Genomic DNA, 18755 nt, shown 5'->3' with positions numbered 1-18755 from the left:
CCGCCTCGCCGCTCTCCAACCGGCGCAGGACTTCTTGCTTGAAGGCAGTCGAATACTGCCGGGGGCTTCTGCCAAATGGCGTCGACATAATGGGCTCCTGGAGCCCTGTTACCCAAATTCCATTGTCTCAGATATGGGGTGCACTCCAGAACTGTCACCGTAATTCGAGGTCGATGATCCTTGGGCAGACGTGCTTGCGCCGCTGGAACGGCCGATGCGGTCGAGCAATAGTGGAGATGGTGGTGTCAACCCGCGTGGTGGCGGGCGGAACTATGGCGCCCTGGCGCTGAAGGACGAGTCAGATGTTGTGATGGAGGCACGCTTCCTTTGCCCGATCCGTTTTCAAGGGCAATGGGAGGATGAAGAAAGTGGGCTGTATTACAATCGATTCCGATATTACGATCCGCTGGCGGGGCAGTATGTAAGCCGCGATCCTATCGGTATTCACGGAGGCTACAAACCCCAAGGCTACGTGCCGGTACCTGCAAACGGCATTGACCCCCTTGGTTTGGCGCTATGTCAGGTTAAAGCGAAAGTAAGTGCTGGAGAAAATAGTGTTATTGGTGAGAGCGGTAAGGGTATTCATGCTGAGATTGATGGATTAAGGCAATTAAACGCACAAAATGCATTACGGGGACAAGATGTAATCATCAGCGATATAACTGGTATGATGGGAGGGGAGAGAGGGTCTGCGGGTATGTGTGCCGGTTGTCGTGCAAATATATTTGATGAGCTGATTGCTGGTGGAGCAAAAAGTGTAACGTTCCCGCAGACAATTGGCGGGGTAACGAAAGGTGTATTCACGATACCGGCCTCATCTTTTTCATCTGCTCAATCCGAGGTGCAATCTGTACTTAATGCTATTGGAGGTACGAGAGGGCAAGCAAGATCGGATGCTGCCTGGGAGGCATTGAAGAAAATAGGGGATTTCACACCATGCGGAAAATAGATACAAAGTACAAATACGGAAGAATTGTGTATGATAACAGAATTGGAGAGTTTTCAGTTTACTTAAATAATATTCAAATATTTAAACATCGTCTTGAGGATGATTTTTATTGCAATAATTATCCGTATAAGGATGATGGTGAAGAGCCGTTTCGTATTAAAGAGATATCGATATCGGAAGATGGAAGGACATTATTTTGTGTATTGGAGGATGGAATTAATGTAATTGAGCAATCGTTTTTTGGAGGTAGTCATTTTTCAGTATTGCTTAATAGGGCCATTTTCAAAATATATAATGAAAATATCGAATTTTCGGAAGATAAAATAAAATTTTCTTATGTAAATATCGGATTTTATTCTGGGCGAGAAGGATACAATTTGAAGATAATTCAAGGAAAGGGGTCTGACCAAAGCGACCATTTTTTTATATATAGCATGGGGCATGAGCTATTTTATAACAAAATTGAGCCCTTTGGCCGCGTAAAAGTTGATGCCATGCGGGTTATAAATGATTCAATATTGATTAATACCGAAATTGGAGATAAAGTAGTAAGTATTAATTTGCCATCATCAGTAATGAGTGCTGTTTCTGGAATTATTGATTCAATTGACATTCGAGATTTGCCTCAAAACTCGGGACATAAAGATCTTCCAAATATTTCCGTTCCCCGCATATTGCGAAAATAGACAGAAAAATCCCTATTAAAAAATTAGACGACTAAATCGTAGTGACAGTGTCCTTCATTGGGCCCAATTAATTCAAATTGTATCATGCCCGCTAATTCGACTTGGGAACGTCAATCTTTCTCGATTGTTTGGTCGATTAGAAAAGGTAGCTATGGTGGGCGCGAGGTTTGGATTCTTAATGGCCATATTTTTAATCGTCACTCTCAGGCTGAGAAACATCGCCCATTCTGCTCTAAACTCTCGAATTTCCTACAAACCTACGACAGAGATAGTCTCATCTCTTGGAAAGATTATCGCAGCGGACTTTAGGAAATGGTATGAAAATCGTTTATTGGCTTGTGGCGGCATCATTCGCAACTTTGTCTGCGGTCACTGGCTTGAATCCGAGCAATCCGGCTGAGGCTGCTACTGCCTGCGAACACCGCCCCGCACCGGCGGGCGCGAGCGGCAAGCGGGTGGCGGTCATCGTCGGCAATGGCGGCTATGGCAACGGCATTCCTGCCTTGCCCAATCCGGCTCGGGATGCGCAGGCCGTGGCCAAGGCGATGGGGGCGCTCGGCTTCGAGGTCTTCCTCGCCGGCGATGCCGACAGCGCGAGCCTGCAGAACTGCCTTGCCACCGCCTATGCCGGTGCGGCCGGGGCCGATGTGGCGATGTTCTATTATTCCGGTCACGGCATCCAGATCAGGGACGAGAACTATCTGGTGGCCACCGATGCCACCTCGAAGGATCTCCCGCATGGCTTCGTGCCGGTGCAGCCGATCGTCGATACCCTGCAGAAGGGCGCCAAGGCGACTTTGGTCTTCCTCGATGCTTGCCGCAACAATCCGATGGCCGAGGGCGGCCAGGCCGGGCTTTCGGTCTCGACCGGGCGCGGTATCGCCCGGGTCGAGGGGGCAGGGGCTGCGGCGGCACCCGGCGCCGTGCAGGCGCGCGGGCTGATGGTGGCCTATGCCACCTCGCCCAATGCGGTGGCGCTGGACGGCAAGGGCGAGCTCAGCCCCTTCACCGGCGCCTTCGTCAAGGCGGTCGGCACCTCCGGCTATTCGATCCAGCGCATCATGAGCGATGTCACCAAGGCGGTGGGCGAGGAGACCGACTGGGCCCAGACACCCTGGATGAAATCCTCGCTGACCGACGAACTCAAGCTCGGCGGCGGCCAGACGCTGGCCGAGGCCCAGTCCGTCTCCGACAACCATGCCGCCCGGGCCCAGACCCTGCTCAACACCAATGGCAGGCGGGAGGAGGCAATCGTCGAGGCCTTGAAAGGTCTGCCTGTGGCTCCGGACGAGACGGCGCTCCAGCGCTTTTCCAAAGCCTATGTTGCGCTTTATGCCGCCGTGCAGAGCCGCGAGGCCTTGCTGCCGGTAAAGCCCGGCTTCTCCCAGGTGGCGGTATCGACGCAGGGGCGGGTCGCCGTTTACCAGATGAGCGCCGACTACCAGTCCGGCGACCTCACTCTATGGTCGGTCACCGAGAAGAAGGCGCTGGCGAGCCTGCCGACCAAGGGCAGGGTCTCGAAATTCCTGTTCAGCCCGCACGGCAACCTGCTGGTCACCGAGATGGACAATGTGGTCACCGTGTGGAACGGGCTCGATGGCACCGGGCTCTTCGACCTGAAGGCCGGCGGCTATGTCACCTCGATGGAATTCAGTCCGGACGAGAGCCGGCTACTGTTGGGCGGCGACGGCTCCAGCGCGCTGACCATCATCGATGTCGCCAGCCGCAAGCCGGTGCTCGCCGTGAAGTCGGGCCAACTCGCCCAAGCCAACGGCAAGAAACGGGGCGGGCGCCTGGTCCAGGCCAATTTCGGCAGCAATGACACGGTGTGCTTCGCCCTCGATCTCGACAACGACAAGCGCCTGCTCGGCGTCTATGATCTCGCACAGAGGAAGACCGTGCGGCTGCGTGAGGCGAGCAATGCGGTCACCGTCTCCGTCTGCGATCCTGCCGGCAAATATATGGTGCGCACCTATGCCGTGGGGTCGAGCGAGCAGGGCATGGAGATCTGGGACCTGGCCACCGATGCCGTCAACCTGGTCAAGGCGCCGATCGCCAACATCATGGGTATCGACCCCGACGGCAAATATGTGGGCGTGATCGCCTTGGACGCTGAGGTCCAGGGCATTTACGACCTTGCCACCGGCAAGAAGGGGCAGCCCGCCACGGTGCCGCCGGGCTATGTCATCTATGGCAGCCGGGTGCGCAATGCCGAGGGCGGCCTGGTCAGCCAGGACATCAATCCCAATGCGTGGCGCGACTGGCCGGATGAGAGTTTGCATGGGTCGGGTCTGGTGGAGAAGGCGCTGGCGGGATTGACCCCGGCTCAGCGCGAGGAGGTCGCACGCGGCAGGATCACCTTCGCCGAGGTCGCCGCCAATCCGTGATCCCGTTCAGTGATCAGCCTGGGCATGATCGGTGGTTCCTGTGAAGGCCGTTCGCTTGGGGAGAGGGCTCATAGTCACCCCCTCCCCAAATCAGCCCACTTCCCCTATTCCCCTGCCTCGCGCATGATGGCGTGCGCCTTTCCGGCGCCCATCATGCCAGCAGGGAAACAACCATGCCGAACCACCCTTCCGATGCCATCAGCGCCTTCGGGCCGGACTTTCCGTTTGCCTATGACGAATGGCTGGCCCATCCGGCCGGGCTCGGTGCGGTGCCGGCCGACAAGCATGGCAAGCGTGTTGCCATCATCGGGGCGGGCGCGGCCGGGCTGGTAGCCGGCTATGAGCTGATGCGCCTGGGCCTCAGGCCGGTTCTCTATGAATCGGCACGGCTCGGCGGGCGGCTGCGCTCGCAGCGCTTCGAAGGCACGGATGGCATCATCGCCGAACTCGGCGGCATGCGCTTTCCGATCTCCTCTCGCGGCTTCTATCATTATGTCGACCTGCTCGGGCTGGAGACGCGGGACTTTCCCAATCCGCTCACGCCGGCAGCCGGCTCCACCGTGATCGATCTGGAGGGCGAGACCCTCTATGCCCGCACGCTGGACGATTTGCCGCCGCTCTATCGGGAGGTCGCCGACGCCTATCACCAGGCGCTGGAGGAAGGGGCCCAGTTCTCGGCCCTGCAGGCGGCGATGCGCGCGCGCGACGCCAAACGCATCAAGGAGATCTGGGATCCGATCGTGCGCGATTGGGACGAGCGCACCTTCTATGATTTCGTGGTGTCGTCGCAGGCCTTCCGCAAGCTCTCCTTCCGCCATCGCGAGGTGTTCGGGCAGGTCGGCTTCGGCACCGGCGGCTGGGATTCGGATTTCCCCAATTCGATGCTGGAGATCCTGCGCGTCAATCTCGGTGCCTTCGACGACGAGCAGCGCTATGTCGTCGGCGGGGTCGAGCAGGTGGCGCAGGGCCTTTGGCAGAAGGCGCCGGACAAGCTCGCGCATTGGCCCGCCGGCACCACGCTGGCCGGGCTCAATGCCGGCGCTACCAGGGGGCGCGCGCAGGCGATCGCGCATAACGGCGAGGGCGGCTTTACGGTGACGGACCAGTGGGGCAATCGCGAGGATTACGAGGCGGTGGTGGTCACCTGCCAGAGCCATCTGCTGACCACCTCCATCGCCGCCGAGGAGAGCCTGTTCGACCAGAAGCTGTGGATGGCGCTCGACCGCACCCGCTACATGCAGGCGGCCAAGACCTTCATCATGGTGGATCGTCCGTTCTGGAAGGACAAGGATCCGGCCACCGGCCGCGACGTGTTGTCGATGACGCTGACCGACCGCATCACCCGCGGCACCTATCTGTTCGACAATGGCGACGACAGGCCGGGCGTGATCTGCCTGTCCTATTCCTGGATGACGGATGCCTTGAAGGTGCTGCCGCTCTCGGCCGAGCGCCGGGTGGAACTGGCCCTTTCAGCGCTCGGCAAGATCTATCCCGGGCTCGACATCGCCAGCCACATCATCGGTTCGCCGATCTGCGTGAGTTGGGAGGCGGACGAGAACTTCCTCGGCGCCTTCAAGGGCGCGTTGCCAGGGCATTACCGCTACAACCACCGCATGTACGGCCATTTCATGCAAGGGGACCTGCCGGAGAGCCAGCGCGGCATCTTCATGGCGGGGGACGGCGTGAGCTGGACGCCGGCCTGGGTCGAGGGCGCGGTGCAGACGGCGCTCAACGCGGTCTGGGGCGTGATGACCCATCTCGGCGGCCACTCGCCGGCCGAAAATCCCGGTCCCGGCGATCTCTATCCCACGCTCAAACCGGTCGATCTTGGGGATTGAGGGGAGGGGCGCCGACAGCCGAGTTGTCATCCCTGGCGAGCCACGCAGTGACGAGGGAAGGGCATCCAGTAGCAGACGCATCGCTGTTAGCCCCTCGATCCCCTTTCCACGGCCTTTGGCCGTGCCGGGGATGACAGATCCAAGCTGCCGGCTCCAACGGGCGGCCTCCTTTACGTCAGTCCGTCCGGAAAAATCCAGCGATGCGCTGGCGCAGCCATTGATGGGCGGGATCGCCCCGGCGGCGCGGGTGCCAGATCTGGGTGAACGGCACGGCCGGCAGGGCGAACGGTGGTTCGAACAGGCGAAGGCCGTCAGCCTCGATCGCCGGCGGCAGGATGCTGCGTGCCACGGTGAGGACGATGTCCGTGCCGGCGATCAGGCGCGGAGCCATGCCCCAATGCGGCAGGGTGAGGCAGATCCGGCGCTTGTGGCCGAGAATGGCAAGGGCGCGGTCGATCTCATTCTCGACATCGGCGCGCAGCGCCACCAGGGCATGCGGGCGGGTAAGATAGGAAGCGAGATCGAGCCTGTCGTTGGCTGACAGAGCCGTTGCATCCGCGAGGCAGATGTAGTGGTCTTCGAAGAGCAGGTCATGGGCCAGTCGCTCGCCGAGATCGGGAAACACGCCGAAGGCAAGGTCGATTTCGCCGTCCAGAATCTGGGCCGCCATCGCCTCCCGGCTCGCTTGGGTGACGAGGAGGTCGCAGTGGGGCGCTTCGGTGCGCAGCAGCGGTACGAGTCTGGGTAGCAGCACGGCGGCGCCATAGTCCGACATCGCCAGCCGGAAGGTGCGCCTCTCGCTCGAAGGATCGAAGCCGGCGGGGGCCAGCAGATCGCGCATGCGGTCGAGCGCCTCGCCGAGATGGGGCTGGATCTGGAGCGCCCGCGCCGTCGGTTTGAGGCTGCCGCCCTGGCGCGTCAGCAGGGGATCGTTCAGCAGCAAGCGCAGCCGCGCCAAGGCATGGCTGACGGCCGGCTGGCTCTTGTTCAGGCGCAGGGCCGCGCGAGAGACGTGGCGTTCGGCCAGCAAAGCCTCGAGCACGGTGAGAAGGTTGAGATCGACGCCGGCAAGATTATTCATTGTGTGCATAGTACGGATATGAAATCGGAATTTCCATCCGATTTCGGCATGGCATAGCTTTTCCGCGATTGAAGGAGACTGCCATGACCAATCCCATCTCGCTCGTTCTGCTGCTGCCGGCTTTGGTGGCGGGCGCGGTCGTGCCGTTCCAGGCTGGCGCCAATGCCACGCTTGGCCGCCTGCTCGGCCATCCGCTCTGGGCAACGCTGGTTTCGCTGGCGGTGAGCATCGCGGTGATCTTACCGGTGATGGCGGCCTTTCGTGTCTCGGCCCCCACCATCGAGGCGGCGTCGAAAGGGCCGTGGTGGATCTGGACGGGCGGTCTTGCCGGCGTGATCTACATCACCGCCGCGCTCCTGCTGGCGCCCCGGCTCGGCGCCACTAATTTCATGGTGGCGGTGATCGCCGGGCAGATGATCGCCTCGCTGGCGATCGATCATTTCGGCCTGATGGGCTTTGCGGCAAAGCCGGTCAATCCGGCGCGCCTCGCCGGTGTTCTGCTCATCGTCGGCGGCATGGTGGTGACGCAATGGGCCAATGCCGCCGCAGCAATCACCGCACCGGCCCGCTGAGAAGCTGGCCTGAGATGCCTAGGCCTCCTTCGACACCAGGATCTTGTCGATGCGCCTGCCATCGAGGTCCACGACCTCGAAGCGCCAGCCGTCGCGCACGAAGCTCTCGCCCGTTTGCGGCAGGCGGTTGAGCTCGGCCAGGATGAAGCCGGCCGCGGTTTCATAGTCGCCGCGCTCGATCGGCATCGACAGGGTCTCGGCCAGTTCGTCGGCCTGCATCCAGCCCGATACCAGATAGGAGCCGTCCGAGCGCATGGTGATGGCCGGTTCGTCCCCATCGTCGTCCTGGAAAGCGCCGGCGATGGCCTCCAGCACGTCATTGGCGGTGATGACGCCCTCGAAATGACCGTACTCGTCGAAGACCAGCGCCATGTGGGCCTTGGAGGAGCGCAGCGACGGCAGCATGCTGAGCGCCTCATTGGTGTCCATCACGATGGGTGCTGCCTCGATATGATCGCGTACATTGAGGGCCCGGCCGTCGAGCTGGGATTGGAACAGGTCCTTGACGGTGACGACGCCGATGATGTTGTCGTCCTCGCCGTCCTGCACGGGCAGGCGGGAGCGGGCGGTGGCACGCAATTGCGCCATGATCGTCTTGGCGGAGTCGGAGAGGTCGATCACCTCGACTTCGCGCCGCGGCGTCATCAGCGAGCGGGCGCTGCGATCCCCCAGGCGCATCACGCCGGAGATCATGTCACGCTCGGCCGTTTCGAGCACGCCGGCGCTCTCGGCCTCCCTGAGAATGGTGCGCACTTCCTCTTCCGTGACCTTTTCCTCCGACTTGCTGTTCTGGCCGAGCAGCGTCAGCACGGTCCGGCCGGAAATGTCGAGCAGCCAGACCAGCGGCGCTCCGCATTTCGACAAGAGCCGCATGGCCGGCGCCACGCGCGCCGCCACCCGCTCGGGGTCGCGCAAGGCGATCTGCTTGGGCACGAGTTCGCCGATGATCAGCGACAGATAGGTGATCGCCACCACCACGAGGCCGACGCCGAGCGTATCGGCAGCGTTGACGGACAAGCCTTGGGCCTGCAGCCAGCCGGCAAGACGCGCGCCGAGCGTGGCTCCTGAAAAGGCGCCGGAGAGCACGCCGACCAGCGTGATGCCGATCTGCACGGAGGACAGGAAGCGGCCGGGATTTTCAAGCAATTCCAACGCTGCCGCAGCGCCTCGCTTGCGGTCGGCGAGCGCACGCAGCCTGGCAGGGCGGGAGGAGACAATCGCGAGTTCCGACATGGCGAGGACGCCGTTGAGAAGCGTCAGGAAGACGATGATGGCGATGTCGAGGAACAAGGTGCCTTTGAGGGGTTGCGGGCCCGCGACGAATGTCGGACCGCTTGAAGGGGCGGAGCATAGCGGTATCGGCCAGCGTGGGATAGGGGGAGAGGGCAGACTGGCTGGGAACGACGGCTGTCGCCGGCTCTGTCCGCCAAGCGAGTCTGCCGGCTCGGTCAAGTAGAAGATTTATATTCCCTTCGGGAAGCTAAAGTCCGGCTGTGCAAACAAAACGAATATGGCATAACGAGTCGCGTGTTGTTGCCACTTTCGGCACGGCCAATTGAGGGATCGAACCGATGTCAAAAATTTCCTTCGCGATCATTGCTCTCGTGGTGTCCGCGCTCACCCTGAGCGCCTGCGCCAACACGGTCACCGGTGTCGGCCGGGACGTGAAGTCGACTGGCCGCGCCGTCAAGCACGCGGTGCAATGAGCTAAAGTGCTTTGCGCGTCAGCGTAACCAGCAAGGCGGGCAGCGCTCCTTCGATGCTGCCCGCATCATTTGTCTCGAAGATGACAACATCGCCGAAGGCGAATTCGATCGTCGTCCTATCGTGCCGGATAGAGCCGGCACCGAGCGCCACCACCAATCGCAGGTCGCCTTGCGGCAGCGCCAAGCGGCCAGCGGCAAGGTCGTGCCTGGTCACCTGATGGCCAAACCGTCCTCGCCGGGTCATCACGTTGAAGTCGCGGATGGGCCCTTCGGCCAGGCTGGCAGAAACCGGTACGTCGCCGGGAAAGGATAGGGGCGTGGAGGCCGCCGTGAGCGTCACCATCCCTCGCCCCTCGACGGTCATGACCAGGCCTTCACCCTCGATCACGGTCAAAGTGCGGTCGATCCCGGGAAACAGGGAGAAGGGGCCGTCGCTGGCCACCTCCGCCACCGACAGGCGCCAGTCGAAATCGTCGAACCCGGCGCCTTCCGGCGAAACCGCGATCTCCGTCGTGGTGCCTCCGCCATTCTTCCATGGCTTGGGGGTGAGGTCGGCGAAACGGATCAGCTTCATGGCGGGGTTCCGGTGTGCCGGTCTTCTCAGCTCCATCGATACATCGCTGAAGCGAGGTCGGCATGAACGCAATATGAGTCAGATGCCGGTCCGAAGACCGGCACTCCAACTATTTCAGCGCCCGGGCGAAGACCAGGCAGGCATTGAGGATGCTGCCGAGCGTCTCGCGCAAGGGCTGGGCATAGGCGGCATCGAAGGCAACAGGCCAACCGGCTTCGCTGACCGGGCCGAGTGGCTCGTCGATATAGGAGCGGCAGGCGAGTTCCATCTGCACGGCATGCACGCCCTTGTCCGGCTGGCCGAGGCTGCGCGTGATGAAGCCGCCCTTGAAGCGCCCGTTCATCACGGTCTCGCGCCCGCTGGAGCGGCAGAGCGCTTCGATGGTCTCGGCCAGGGCAGGATGGCAGGTCGTGCCACCATTGGTGCCGATGTTGAACTCAGGCAGCGTACCCTCGAACAGCCGCGGAATGACCGAGCGGATTGAGTGGCAGTCATAGACGACGAGATTGCGATGGCGTCCCTTCAGCCTGGCGACCTCGTCGGCCAGGGCCTGATGGTAGGGATCGAACCAGGTGGCGCGCCGCTCGGCCACCTCGGCCGCGCCGGGCGCTTCGCCGTCCTTGTAGAGCGGCTCACCGTCGAAGCTGGTGGTCGGGCAGAGCTCCGTGGTGGCCTGTCCGGGATAGAGCGAGACGCCGGAGGGATCGCGGTTGACGTCGATGACCGTGCGCGACATGGGCGTACGAATGACCGTGGCGTCGAGCCCGACGGCGAAGTCGTAAAGCGTCTCGATCCACCAGTCGGTGTCCTTGCGGGCCAGCCAGGGCGAGACCAGCCGCGCTTCTAGCGCGGCCGGGATCTCAGTGCCGGTATGCGGCAGGGAGACCAGCAATGGTGCCTGTCCCTGCCGGATCTCGAGCCAGTCGGGCCGGCTCATGCCGTGCCCTCCACCACGCTGGCCAGTGTCTTCAGGCCGGCGGCCTTCTGCGCCGCGCCGTTCCAAATCAGGGCCGTGGCGGCGGCGATGTCGGGGGCGAAGTGACGGTCGTCGAAAAGATGCGGCACTTCAGCCCGCAGCGTCGAGCGGGCCCGCTCCAGCGCCTCGCTTGACGTCAGCGGGGCATGGAAGTCACAGCCCTGCACGGCGGCGAGATATTCGATGCCGATGACATTGGCGGTGTTGCGGCTCATCTCCAGGAGACGGCGGGCGCCATGGGCGGCCATGGAGACGTGGTCCTCCTGGTTGGCCGAGGTCGGAATCGAGTCGACGCTGGCCGGGAAGGCCCTTTGCTTGTTCTCCGAGACCAGCGCGGCAGCGGTGACCTGCGGGATCATGAAGCCGGAGTTGAGGCCTGGCTTGGGCGTGAGGAAGGCCGGCATGCCGGAGAGAGCCGGGTCGACCAGCATGGCGATGCGCCGCTCGCTGATGGAGCCGATCTCGCACAGCGCCATGGCGATCATGTCGGCGGCGAAGGCGACGGGCTCGGCGTGGAAGTTGCCGCCCGAGATCACCTCGCCCGTATCGGTGAAGACCAGCGGATTGTCGGTGACGCCGTTGGCCTCGATCGCCAGCGTCGTGGCGGCCTGGCGCAGCAGATCGAGACAGGCGCCCATCACCTGGGGCTGGCAGCGCAGGCAATAGGGATCCTGCACGCGCTCGTCGCCGGTGAGATGGGAGGCGCGGATGGAGCTGCCTGCCATCAAAGCGCGCAGCGTATCGGCGACCTCGGCCTGGCCGCGATGGCCGCGGACCTTGTGGATGCGCGGATCGAAGGGGCCGTCCGAGCCACGGGCCGCGTCGGTCGAGAGCGCACCGGTCACCAGCGCGCCCTGGAAGACGCGCTCGGCCTGGAACAGGCCGGCCAGCGCCAGGCCGGTGGAAACCTGCGTGCCGTTGAGGAGGGCAAGGCCTTCCTTCGGGCCGAGGACGAGCGGCGACAGCCCGACGCGCTTGAGCGCTTCGGTGGCCTCGACCTTCTCGCCCTTCACGAAGAAGGCGCCGACGCCGGTGAGCGCCGCAGTCATATGGGAAAGCGGTGCAAGATCGCCCGAGGCGCCGACGGAACCCTGGCCAGGTACGACGGGGATCAGATCCCTGGCAAGACAGTCACGCAGCATGGTGATGGTCGACCATTGCACGCCCGAAGAGCCCTGGGCGAGGCTGCCGAGCTTGAGAGCCATGATCAGGCGCACGACCTCGACCGGCAGGGGCTCGCCGACGCCGGCGGCATGGGAGAGCACGATGTTGCGCTGGAGGATGGCAAGATCGGCATTCTCGATGCGCACGCTCGCCAGCTTGCCGAAGCCGGTGTTGATGCCATAGACCGGCTCGCCCTTGGCGATGATGTCGGCGACGGCCTTGGCGCTGGCTTCGACCAGCGGGCGACAGCCTTCGTCCAGGGTGACGGCTGCGCCTTCATAGATGGCCCGCCACTGTGCGAGCGAGACACTGCCGGGACGCAGCAAAACGGGGTTGGTCACTGGCCTCTCCAGATGCGTTGATGTAGCGGATTGAAACCTAGGCGGTAGACGAGTTCAGCCGGGCGCTCGATATCCCAGATGGCGAGATCGCATTGTTTGCCGGCTTCGAGCGTGCCGATGTCATGGGCTTTGCCGAGCGCCTTGGCCGCATTGCGGGTGACGCCGGCGATGCATTCGTCGACGGTCATGCGGAACAAGGTGGCGGCCATGTTCATGGTTGTCAGCAGCGAGGTCAGCGGCGAGGTGCCGGGATTGCAGTCCGTCGCCACGGCCATCGGCACCTTGTGAGCCCGGAACAAAGCGATGGGCGGTTGCTTGGTCTCACGAATGAAGTAGTAGGCGCCGGGCAGGATCACGGCCACCGTGCCGGCCTTATGCATCGCCGCGGCACCTTCCTCATCGGTATATTCGAGATGGTCGGCCGACAGGGCGCCGTAATCGGCCGCGAGTTTGGCACCATGAAGGTTGGATAGCTGGTCGGCATGCAGCTTGACCGGCAGGCCCGCCTTCCTGGCTGCATCGAAGACCTTGCTTATATGTTCGGGCAGGAAGGCGATGCCTTCGCAAAAGCCGTCCACGGCATCGGCGAGCCCTTCGACAGCCACGGCCGGCAGCATCTCCCGGCAGACGAGGTCGATATAGGCGTCCTTGTCGCCCTTGGCCTCGACGGGCAGGGCGTGGGCGCCAAGGAAGGTGGTTGAAACATTGACCTTGCGCACTTCGCCGAGCTTGCGGGCCGCACGCAGCATGGCGAGTTCGGTGCGGGTCTCCAGGCCATAGCCCGATTTCACCTCGACCGTGGTGACGCCCTCGGCGATCAGGTGGTCGAGGCGGGGCAGGGCGCTGGCGAGAAGCTCATCATCGCTGGCGGCGCGTGTCGCATTGACCGAGGAAACGATGCCGCCGCCGGCCCGGGCGATCTCTTCATAGCTGGCACCCTTGAGGCGCAGCTCGAATTCATGGGCGCGGTCGCCGCCGAAGACGAGATGGGTATGGCAATCGATCAGGCCGGGCGTGATCCAGCGCCCTTCGAGGTCGACAGTCCAGGCCTTGTCGCGCATGGTGGCGGGCACGTCGCTCTCGGGACCGGCGAAGACGATGCGCTCGCCCTCGGCAAGCACGGCCCCCCGCTCGACGATGCCGAGGTCATCCCCGACCAGGGTTGCCAGGCGCGCATTGCGCCACAAACGGAGCCCATGGCTGTTTGTCGACATCGATTTCTCCACCCTGCTATTATGCGGGAACATGTATAGACATATTAATTGACGCGCAAGTGGAATGATGAAAGTTTAATGCCGATTGGCTTGACCGGGAAAGCAGAACTTGGTGAGGGAAGCGGCGATGGCTAAGCAGGCGGAGTTCTTCGAGATCGTCGAGATTGCGCCGCCCGTCCGGATTGGCCCATATGGCTGGGGGAGCCTATCATGAACAACACCGCCTCCCTCGAGCTGGATGCCAAGGCGCAGACGTTGCATCAGCGCATCCTCGGCGATATCGAGCGTCGCATCGTTTCGGGCGAATGGCCGCCCGGCTATCGCATCCCGTTCGAGACCGAGCTGACCGAGATCTATGGCTGCTCGCGCATGACAGTGAACAAGGTGCTAACACAGCTTGCCGCCGCCGGGCTGATCGAGCGCCGGCGCAAGGCAGGCAGTTTCGTGGCGCAGCCGCGCAGCGAGGCAGCCGTGCTCGCCATTCACGGCATCGAGGCGGAGGTGACCGCGCTTGGACTGCCCTATCGCTTCGAATTGATGCAACGTCGGCAACGACGGCCTACGCCGGGGGAGCGCCTGACATTCGCTCTGGAAAGTGCGCGGCCGTTGCTGGCGTTGACCTGCCGTCATTTTGCCGGCGACAGCCCTTTCTGCCTGGAGGAACGCCTGATCGATCTCGAGGCGGTGCCGCAGGCCGGTGAAACCGACTTTACCAAGGAGCCGCCCGGCGTGTGGCTTCTTGGCCATGTACCCTGGACGGTGGCCGAACATCACATCAAGGCAGCGGCGGCACGCGGGGAGGAAGCGGCCTTGCTGAAGCTGGAGCCTGGCAGCGCCTGCCTGGTGGTGGAGCGGCGCACCTGGCGCGGCGACCAGTTCGTCACGGCGGTTCGCTTCACCTACCCGGGCGATCGCCATCAATTGGTTGCGCGTTTCTCGCCATCCTGAGAATGGTGCTGCTGCTTCCGGCAAACCCGCTTCCGGGGGGCTGGCCGTTACTCGCCATCGGGGTATAGAGTTTGCGCAAAGCCGACTCGTAGGACCAATCCGGGAGGACCGCAGATGACAAGGGCCGAGGCCGCATGAGCGCAGCGCAAGCCGTTGCGCTGAAGGGCGTTTCGATTTCATTCGCGACCAGGGATTCCCGTTTCGATGCCGTTGATGCCGTTGACCTTGTGGTGGGCGATCACGAGTTCGTCGCCATCGTCGGGCCGACAGGCTGCGGCAAGTCCACGCTGCTCAATGCCACGGCCGGGCTGCTGACCCCGGTGGCCGGAACGGTCGAGGTCTTCGGCAAGCCGCTCAAGGGCTTGAACGGGCAGGCCGGCTATCTCTTCCAGCAGGAATCGCTGATGCCCTGGAAGACCGTCCTGCAGAATGTCGCCATTGGCCTGGAAGTTGCCGGCACGCCGTCCGAAAAGGCGAGGAAGGCGGCGCAGAGCTGGCTGGAGCGGGTCGGTCTCGCCCGTTTTGGCGATCGTTATCCGCGCATGCTGTCCGGCGGGCAGCGCAAGCGCGTCGGGCTGGCGCAGGTGCTCATCCGCAATCCCAAGCTGCTGCTCATGGACGAGCCCTTCGGGCCGCTCGATGCGCAGACCCGTCTGGTCATGGGCGATCTGCTCCTGAAGCTCTGGTCCGAAGACCGCAAGGCGGTGATGTTCGTTACCCACGACCTCGACGAGGCAATCGCACTGGCCGATCGCATCGTCATCATGTCGGCCGGCCCGAAGGCGCGCATCATCGGGGATTTCGCCGTGCCACTGCCCCGGCCTCGCGCCATAGCGGAAATTCGCCACGATCCCGCTTTCATCCGCCTGCATCGCGACATCTGGGATGCCCTGCGCGACGAGGTGATGAAGGCCTACAGCTAGTTCGCTGGCTTTTTCCATGTCTTCGATATCTTCACGACACCCTGATATCTTCACGACACCTTTGGGACTCCAATGAACAACAAGATCGTTTTGCTCGTCCTGCAGGTTCTTGTCGCGGTCATCGGCATCACTGTTTGGCACGTCGCCTCGACGACCTCGCTGTTCGGTTCGCCCAAGACGGTGGCGTTCTTCTTCGCCGATCCGCTCAGCGTCTGGAACAGAATCGTGGAATGGTTCACCGACGGCTCCATCTGGTATCATTTGTGGGTCACCCTGGCTGAATCGGCGTTGGCCTTCCTGTTCGGCGGGTTGGGCGGCGTGGTTCTCGGCTTCTGGTTCGCGCGCCAGCCCGTGGTCGCCGCCATTTTCGACCCTTATGTCAAGGCCGCCAATGCGCTGCCCCGGGTGGTGCTGGCGCCGATCTTCGCTTTGTGGTTCGGCCTCGGCATCTGGTCGAAGGTGGCCCTCGGCTTCACCCTCGTGTTCTTCATCGTCTTCTTCAACGTCTATCAGGGCGTCAAGGAAGTGAGCCCGGCCGTGCTCTCCAATGCCCGCATGCTCGGCATGAACGAGCGCCAGCTGCTACGCCACGTCTATCTGCCTTCGGCGATGTCCTGGGTGTTCTCCAGCCTGCATACCTCTGTCGGTTTTGCCGTGGTCGGCGCGGTGGTGGGCGAATATCTCGGCTCCTCGGCGGGCCTGGGCTATCTCATCCAGCAGGCCGAGGGCGTATTCGATGTCACCGGCGTCTTCGCCGGCATGTTCGTCCTGATGGCCTTCGTTCTGATCGTCGACTGGCTGATGACGACGGTGGAGCGCCGCCTTCTGGTCTGGCGCGGCTAAATGATATTGGAAATCGAATTGGGAGGAAAAACATGAAACGCAGAACTTTCCTGATCGGCGCCAGCGGCATGGTGTTTGGTGCCTCGCTCGGCGGCGCGCTGCCGGCCTTCGCCGAGGATGCCAAGCCGGAGAAGCCCGATCTGACCATCGGCGTCGGCGGCAAGCCATTGCTCTATTATCTGCCGCTGACGGTGGCCGAGCAGAAGGGCTTCTTCAAGGAGGAGGGGCTCAGCGTCACCATCAACGATTTCGCCGGTGGTTCCAAATCCCTGCAGGCGCTGGTCGGTGGCTCGGTGGACGTGGTGACGGGTGCTTACGAGCACACCATCCGCATGCAGAACAAGGGGCAGGATATCGTCGCGGTCTGCGACCTCGGCCGCTTCCCTGGCATCGTGATCGCGGTGCGCAAGAGCCTGGCCGGCGAGATCAAGACCATTGCCGATCTCAAGGGCCGCAAGATCGGAGTTACCGCGCCGGGGTCCTCTACGGCTCTCCTGCTGCAATATGCCTTGCACAAGAACGGGCTGACCTCGGCCGATGTCGCGCAGATCGGCATCGGCGGCGGAGCCAGCGCCGTCGCTGCCATCAAGAATGGCGGCATTGACGGGCTGTCGCATCTCGATCCGGTGATCAGCCAGCTGCAGCACGACGATGACATCGCCATCGTGCTCGACACGCGCACGGAGGAGGGCACCAAGGCCCTGTTCGGCGGCACCAATCCGGCGGCAACCGTCTATCTGAAGCAGTCTTTCGCGCAGGAGAACCCCGTGACCACACAGCGCGTGGTCAACGCCATGATGAAGGCTCTGAAATGGCTCGGCCAGGCCAAACCGGAGGACGTTGCCGATATCGTGCCGAAGGAATATCTGCTGGGCAATCGCGACCTCTATATGCAGGCGTTCCAGAACTCGCGGCAGATGTATTCGCCGGACGGCATGGTCACCAAGGACGGCTATGAGTCGATGATGAATGCGCTCAAGGCCCTCGACCCTGAACTCGCCAATGCCAGCGTTCCCTACGAAAAGACCTTCGATCCGAGCTTCGTCAAGGCGGCCAAGATCTGACGTTTGGGACGTGACGGATGGGGCGTGTCAGCCCCCTGGCTGACATCTGGAAACGAAACGCTCGCCGGCAAGCGTTGTGTCAGCCAGGAGGCTGACACTGCGCCGCAACTGCAGGGCTAGCTCAGCGGCAGGCGACGGAACACGCCGGGGCGATCCGGGTCGTGATATTTGTTGTAGGGACCATCATGGAGGAAGAGTTGATGCAAATGCCTCAGTTTGTCCTGTGACAGCGTCACGCCGAGGCCCGGCCCCTCCGGTACCGGCACGACATTGTTCTTGGGACGAAACGGACCTTCCTCGATGACGTCGAGCGGCTGCATGCGGAACAGCGACTGGTTGGGTTCGCGGATATGCGGCATGGCCGCGCACAGATGCAGATAGGCGGCGCTCGCCACCCCTGAATCGCCGGAATAGCACCAGAAATCGAGGCCGAGCTGCTCGCAGGCGCCGACGAAGCGCATGGTTCGGGCAATGCCGCCATGGGTCGCGATATCGGTGACCACGGCATCGGGCACGCCTAGATGTGCCGCCTGGCGCAAGTCGAGGCTGTGGACCGAGAAGGGAATCGATGTGTGCTGGCGCAGGGCCTTGAGGTCATAGAGCGAGCCGCACGGATCCTCCCAGTTGCGGATGTTGAGCGGCTCGAGTTCCCGCGCGATCTGGCGCGCCGAGGTCAGCGAATGAGCCATGTTGCCATCGATGCGCAGCATGGCGCCAGGCCCGAGCGCCTCGCGCAGCAATTCCATCATGCGTACGCTGGGGCCGATATCGGCGGTGTAGAACTTGCCCTCGAAAAAAGTGGTGCCATGCGCTTCCCTGAGGCCAAGGCAATAGTCCACGACCGCTTCCGGCGTGGTCTCTCCGCCATCGGGCCCGGCCTTCTCGCGGAAGGAGAAATAATCCGTGACCGGGATGGCCTTGCGCACCGCACCGCCGAGCAGCGCATAGAGAGGCAGGTTCCAAAGCTTGCCGCGCAGGTCCCATAGCGCCATCTCGATGCCGCCGAAGGCGCGAATGAGATTGTAGTCGATATTGTTGGAAACGCCCTGCCAACTCGGCAGCGAGATCAATTCGGCCCCGGCGATGTCGAGGGGATCGCGCCCGACGAGGCGGGGGCCGAGGCTCAGATTGATGATCGCCGCATGTGCGTAGGATGGTGCTTCGCCGATGCCGGTGAAGCCTTCATCGGTCTCGACCTCGACGATGGCTTTGGAAAAGCCGGCCAGCGAGCCGTAGGACCACAGATAGGGCGCCTCCAGCGGTATGTTGACGGGGGTGGCCCGGACCGCGGTGATCTTCATCCTGCACTCCTATTTTGTATAGGCATAAGTCGGCGTGAGGAATTTGGGAAGGCTGAGGATACAAGGGCGGCCTTCGGCCTGCGCCCGGGACTCCGATCGCCGGCCGCGTCTTCGACAGCCTTGACGGTCCATCCCGAATGGTGCCGGCTTTGCCCTCGCAACCCCGCACGGGCAGGCGCCCCAAAATC

17 protein-coding genes are annotated in these 18755 nt (G+C 62.5%); 10 read left to right on the top strand and 7 right to left on the bottom strand.

Going from position 1 to position 18755, the window contains the following annotated elements; translation table 11 throughout:
* The first annotated feature begins 214 nt into the window (after positions 1-214).
* From AB4037_RS15315 to AB4037_RS15300, 4 genes are all read left to right on the top strand, one after another.
* Complete coding sequence (locus AB4037_RS15315; protein ID WP_441772104.1) at positions 215-949, top strand: RHS repeat-associated core domain-containing protein; 735 nt, start codon at positions 215-217, stop codon at positions 947-949.
* A complete protein-coding gene (locus AB4037_RS15310) occupies positions 937-1635 on the top strand; it encodes a hypothetical protein (protein ID WP_441772103.1) in 699 nt (232 codons plus the stop codon). The genes AB4037_RS15315 and AB4037_RS15310 overlap by 13 nt, the downstream gene beginning before the upstream one ends.
* Positions 1636-1952: 317 nt before the next feature.
* Positions 1953-4022 (top strand): caspase family protein, encoded by a 2070-nt coding sequence (locus tag AB4037_RS15305; protein WP_441772102.1) that lies wholly within the window; start codon positions 1953-1955, stop codon positions 4020-4022.
* A gap of 173 nt (positions 4023-4195) precedes the next feature.
* Complete coding sequence (locus tag AB4037_RS15300; protein WP_441772101.1) at positions 4196-5860, top strand: flavin monoamine oxidase family protein; 1665 nt, start codon at positions 4196-4198, stop codon at positions 5858-5860.
* A gap of 175 nt (positions 5861-6035) precedes the next feature.
* On the opposite strand, the gene AB4037_RS15295 is transcribed toward AB4037_RS15300, so the two are convergent.
* Complete coding sequence (locus tag AB4037_RS15295; protein WP_441772100.1) at positions 6036-6941, bottom strand: LysR substrate-binding domain-containing protein; 906 nt, start codon at positions 6939-6941, stop codon at positions 6036-6038.
* Positions 6942-7024: 83 nt separating this feature from the next.
* Between AB4037_RS15295 and AB4037_RS15290 the strand changes: the two genes are divergently transcribed.
* The gene (locus AB4037_RS15290) at positions 7025-7513 is read left to right on the top strand and encodes a DMT family transporter (protein WP_441772099.1); all 489 of its coding nucleotides are present in this window, start codon (positions 7025-7027) and stop codon (positions 7511-7513) included.
* A gap of 18 nt (positions 7514-7531) precedes the next feature.
* Here AB4037_RS15290 and AB4037_RS15285 read toward each other — a convergent pair whose 3' ends face one another.
* Positions 7532-8803, bottom strand: coding sequence for a hemolysin family protein (locus AB4037_RS15285; RefSeq protein ID WP_441772098.1), 1272 nt, complete (start codon positions 8801-8803; stop codon positions 7532-7534).
* Between the two features lie 281 nt (positions 8804-9084).
* Between AB4037_RS15285 and AB4037_RS15280 the strand changes: the two genes are divergently transcribed.
* Entirely contained in the window at positions 9085-9219 is a 135-nt protein-coding gene (locus AB4037_RS15280) for an EncA/B family entericidin (protein ID WP_434957409.1), read from the top strand.
* A 1-nt stretch (position 9220) separates the two neighbouring features.
* Here the strand turns inward: AB4037_RS15280 and AB4037_RS15275 are convergent, their stop codons facing one another.
* The 4 genes from AB4037_RS15275 to hutI form a co-directional block, all read right to left on the bottom strand.
* Positions 9221-9793: a HutD/Ves family protein gene (locus tag AB4037_RS15275; RefSeq protein ID WP_441772097.1), complete on the bottom strand. Its 573-nt coding sequence runs from the start codon at positions 9791-9793 to the stop codon at positions 9221-9223.
* Between the two features lie 109 nt (positions 9794-9902).
* A complete protein-coding gene (gene hutG / locus AB4037_RS15270; RefSeq protein ID WP_434957407.1) occupies positions 9903-10730 on the bottom strand; it encodes an N-formylglutamate deformylase in 828 nt (275 codons plus the stop codon).
* Positions 10727-12274, bottom strand: coding sequence for a histidine ammonia-lyase (hutH, locus tag AB4037_RS15265; protein ID WP_441772096.1), 1548 nt, complete (start codon positions 12272-12274; stop codon positions 10727-10729). The genes hutG and hutH overlap by 4 nt, the downstream gene beginning before the upstream one ends.
* Positions 12271-13488: an imidazolonepropionase gene (hutI, locus tag AB4037_RS15260; RefSeq protein ID WP_441772095.1), complete on the bottom strand. Its 1218-nt coding sequence runs from the start codon at positions 13486-13488 to the stop codon at positions 12271-12273. Before hutI ends, hutH begins: the two co-directional genes overlap by 4 nt.
* A 210-nt stretch (positions 13489-13698) precedes the next feature.
* Between hutI and hutC the strand changes: the two genes are divergently transcribed.
* The 4 genes from hutC to AB4037_RS15240 all read left to right on the top strand — a co-directional run bounded on the left by hutC (position 13699) and on the right by AB4037_RS15240 (position 17266).
* Entirely contained in the window at positions 13699-14436 is a 738-nt protein-coding gene (hutC, locus tag AB4037_RS15255; RefSeq protein ID WP_434957404.1) for a histidine utilization repressor, read from the top strand.
* A 134-nt stretch (positions 14437-14570) separates the two neighbouring features.
* Complete coding sequence (locus tag AB4037_RS15250) at positions 14571-15359, top strand: ABC transporter ATP-binding protein (protein WP_434957403.1); 789 nt, start codon at positions 14571-14573, stop codon at positions 15357-15359.
* 72 nt (positions 15360-15431) lie between these two features.
* Complete coding sequence (locus AB4037_RS15245; protein WP_441772094.1) at positions 15432-16202, top strand: ABC transporter permease; 771 nt, start codon at positions 15432-15434, stop codon at positions 16200-16202.
* Positions 16203-16234: 32 nt separating this feature from the next.
* Positions 16235-17266 carry an ABC transporter substrate-binding protein gene (locus AB4037_RS15240; RefSeq protein ID WP_441772093.1) on the top strand — a complete coding sequence of 344 codons (1032 nt, stop codon included), beginning with the start codon at positions 16235-16237 and terminating at the stop codon, positions 17264-17266.
* Between the two features lie 116 nt (positions 17267-17382).
* Here AB4037_RS15240 and AB4037_RS15235 read toward each other — a convergent pair whose 3' ends face one another.
* Positions 17383-18567, bottom strand: a complete 1185-nt coding sequence (locus AB4037_RS15235; RefSeq protein WP_441772092.1) for a mandelate racemase/muconate lactonizing enzyme family protein — start codon at positions 18565-18567, stop codon at positions 17383-17385.
* Between the last annotated feature and the right edge of the window lie 188 nt (positions 18568-18755).

This window comes from Labrys sp. KB_33_2, assembly GCF_052114505.1.
Taxonomy (GTDB): domain Bacteria; phylum Pseudomonadota; class Alphaproteobacteria; order Rhizobiales; family Labraceae; genus Labrys.
The sequence above is the reverse complement of the archived record's forward strand: the minus strand, read 5'-3'. Positions and strand labels throughout refer to the sequence as shown.

What these genes read in the sequence shown, in the direction of transcription:
- AB4037_RS15315 (WP_441772104.1), top strand. Translation starts at nt 215, where the DNA reads ATGCGGTCGAGCAATAGTGGAGATGGTGGTGTCAACCCGCGTGGTGGC.
- AB4037_RS15305 (WP_441772102.1), top strand. Translation starts at nt 1,953, where the DNA reads ATGAAAATCGTTTATTGGCTTGTGGCGGCATCATTCGCAACTTTGTCT.
- AB4037_RS15250 (WP_434957403.1), top strand. Translation starts at nt 14,571, where the DNA reads ATGAGCGCAGCGCAAGCCGTTGCGCTGAAGGGCGTTTCGATTTCATTC.
- AB4037_RS15240 (WP_441772093.1), top strand. Translation starts at nt 16,235, where the DNA reads ATGAAACGCAGAACTTTCCTGATCGGCGCCAGCGGCATGGTGTTTGGT.
- hutG (WP_434957407.1), bottom strand. Translation starts at nt 10,730, where the DNA reads ATGAGCCGGCCCGACTGGCTCGAGATCCGGCAGGGACAGGCACCATTG.
- hutI (WP_441772095.1), bottom strand. Translation starts at nt 13,488, where the DNA reads ATGTCGACAAACAGCCATGGGCTCCGTTTGTGGCGCAATGCGCGCCTG.
- AB4037_RS15280 (WP_434957409.1), top strand. Translation starts at nt 9,085, where the DNA reads ATGTCAAAAATTTCCTTCGCGATCATTGCTCTCGTGGTGTCCGCGCTC.
- AB4037_RS15295 (WP_441772100.1), bottom strand. Translation starts at nt 6,941, where the DNA reads ATGAATAATCTTGCCGGCGTCGATCTCAACCTTCTCACCGTGCTCGAG.
- AB4037_RS15235 (WP_441772092.1), bottom strand. Translation starts at nt 18,567, where the DNA reads ATGAAGATCACCGCGGTCCGGGCCACCCCCGTCAACATACCGCTGGAG.
- AB4037_RS15290 (WP_441772099.1), top strand. Translation starts at nt 7,025, where the DNA reads ATGACCAATCCCATCTCGCTCGTTCTGCTGCTGCCGGCTTTGGTGGCG.
- AB4037_RS15300 (WP_441772101.1), top strand. Translation starts at nt 4,196, where the DNA reads ATGCCGAACCACCCTTCCGATGCCATCAGCGCCTTCGGGCCGGACTTT.
- AB4037_RS15275 (WP_441772097.1), bottom strand. Translation starts at nt 9,793, where the DNA reads ATGAAGCTGATCCGTTTCGCCGACCTCACCCCCAAGCCATGGAAGAAT.
- AB4037_RS15245 (WP_441772094.1), top strand. Translation starts at nt 15,432, where the DNA reads ATGAACAACAAGATCGTTTTGCTCGTCCTGCAGGTTCTTGTCGCGGTC.
- hutC (WP_434957404.1), top strand. Translation starts at nt 13,699, where the DNA reads ATGAACAACACCGCCTCCCTCGAGCTGGATGCCAAGGCGCAGACGTTG.
- AB4037_RS15310 (WP_441772103.1), top strand. Translation starts at nt 937, where the DNA reads ATGCGGAAAATAGATACAAAGTACAAATACGGAAGAATTGTGTATGAT.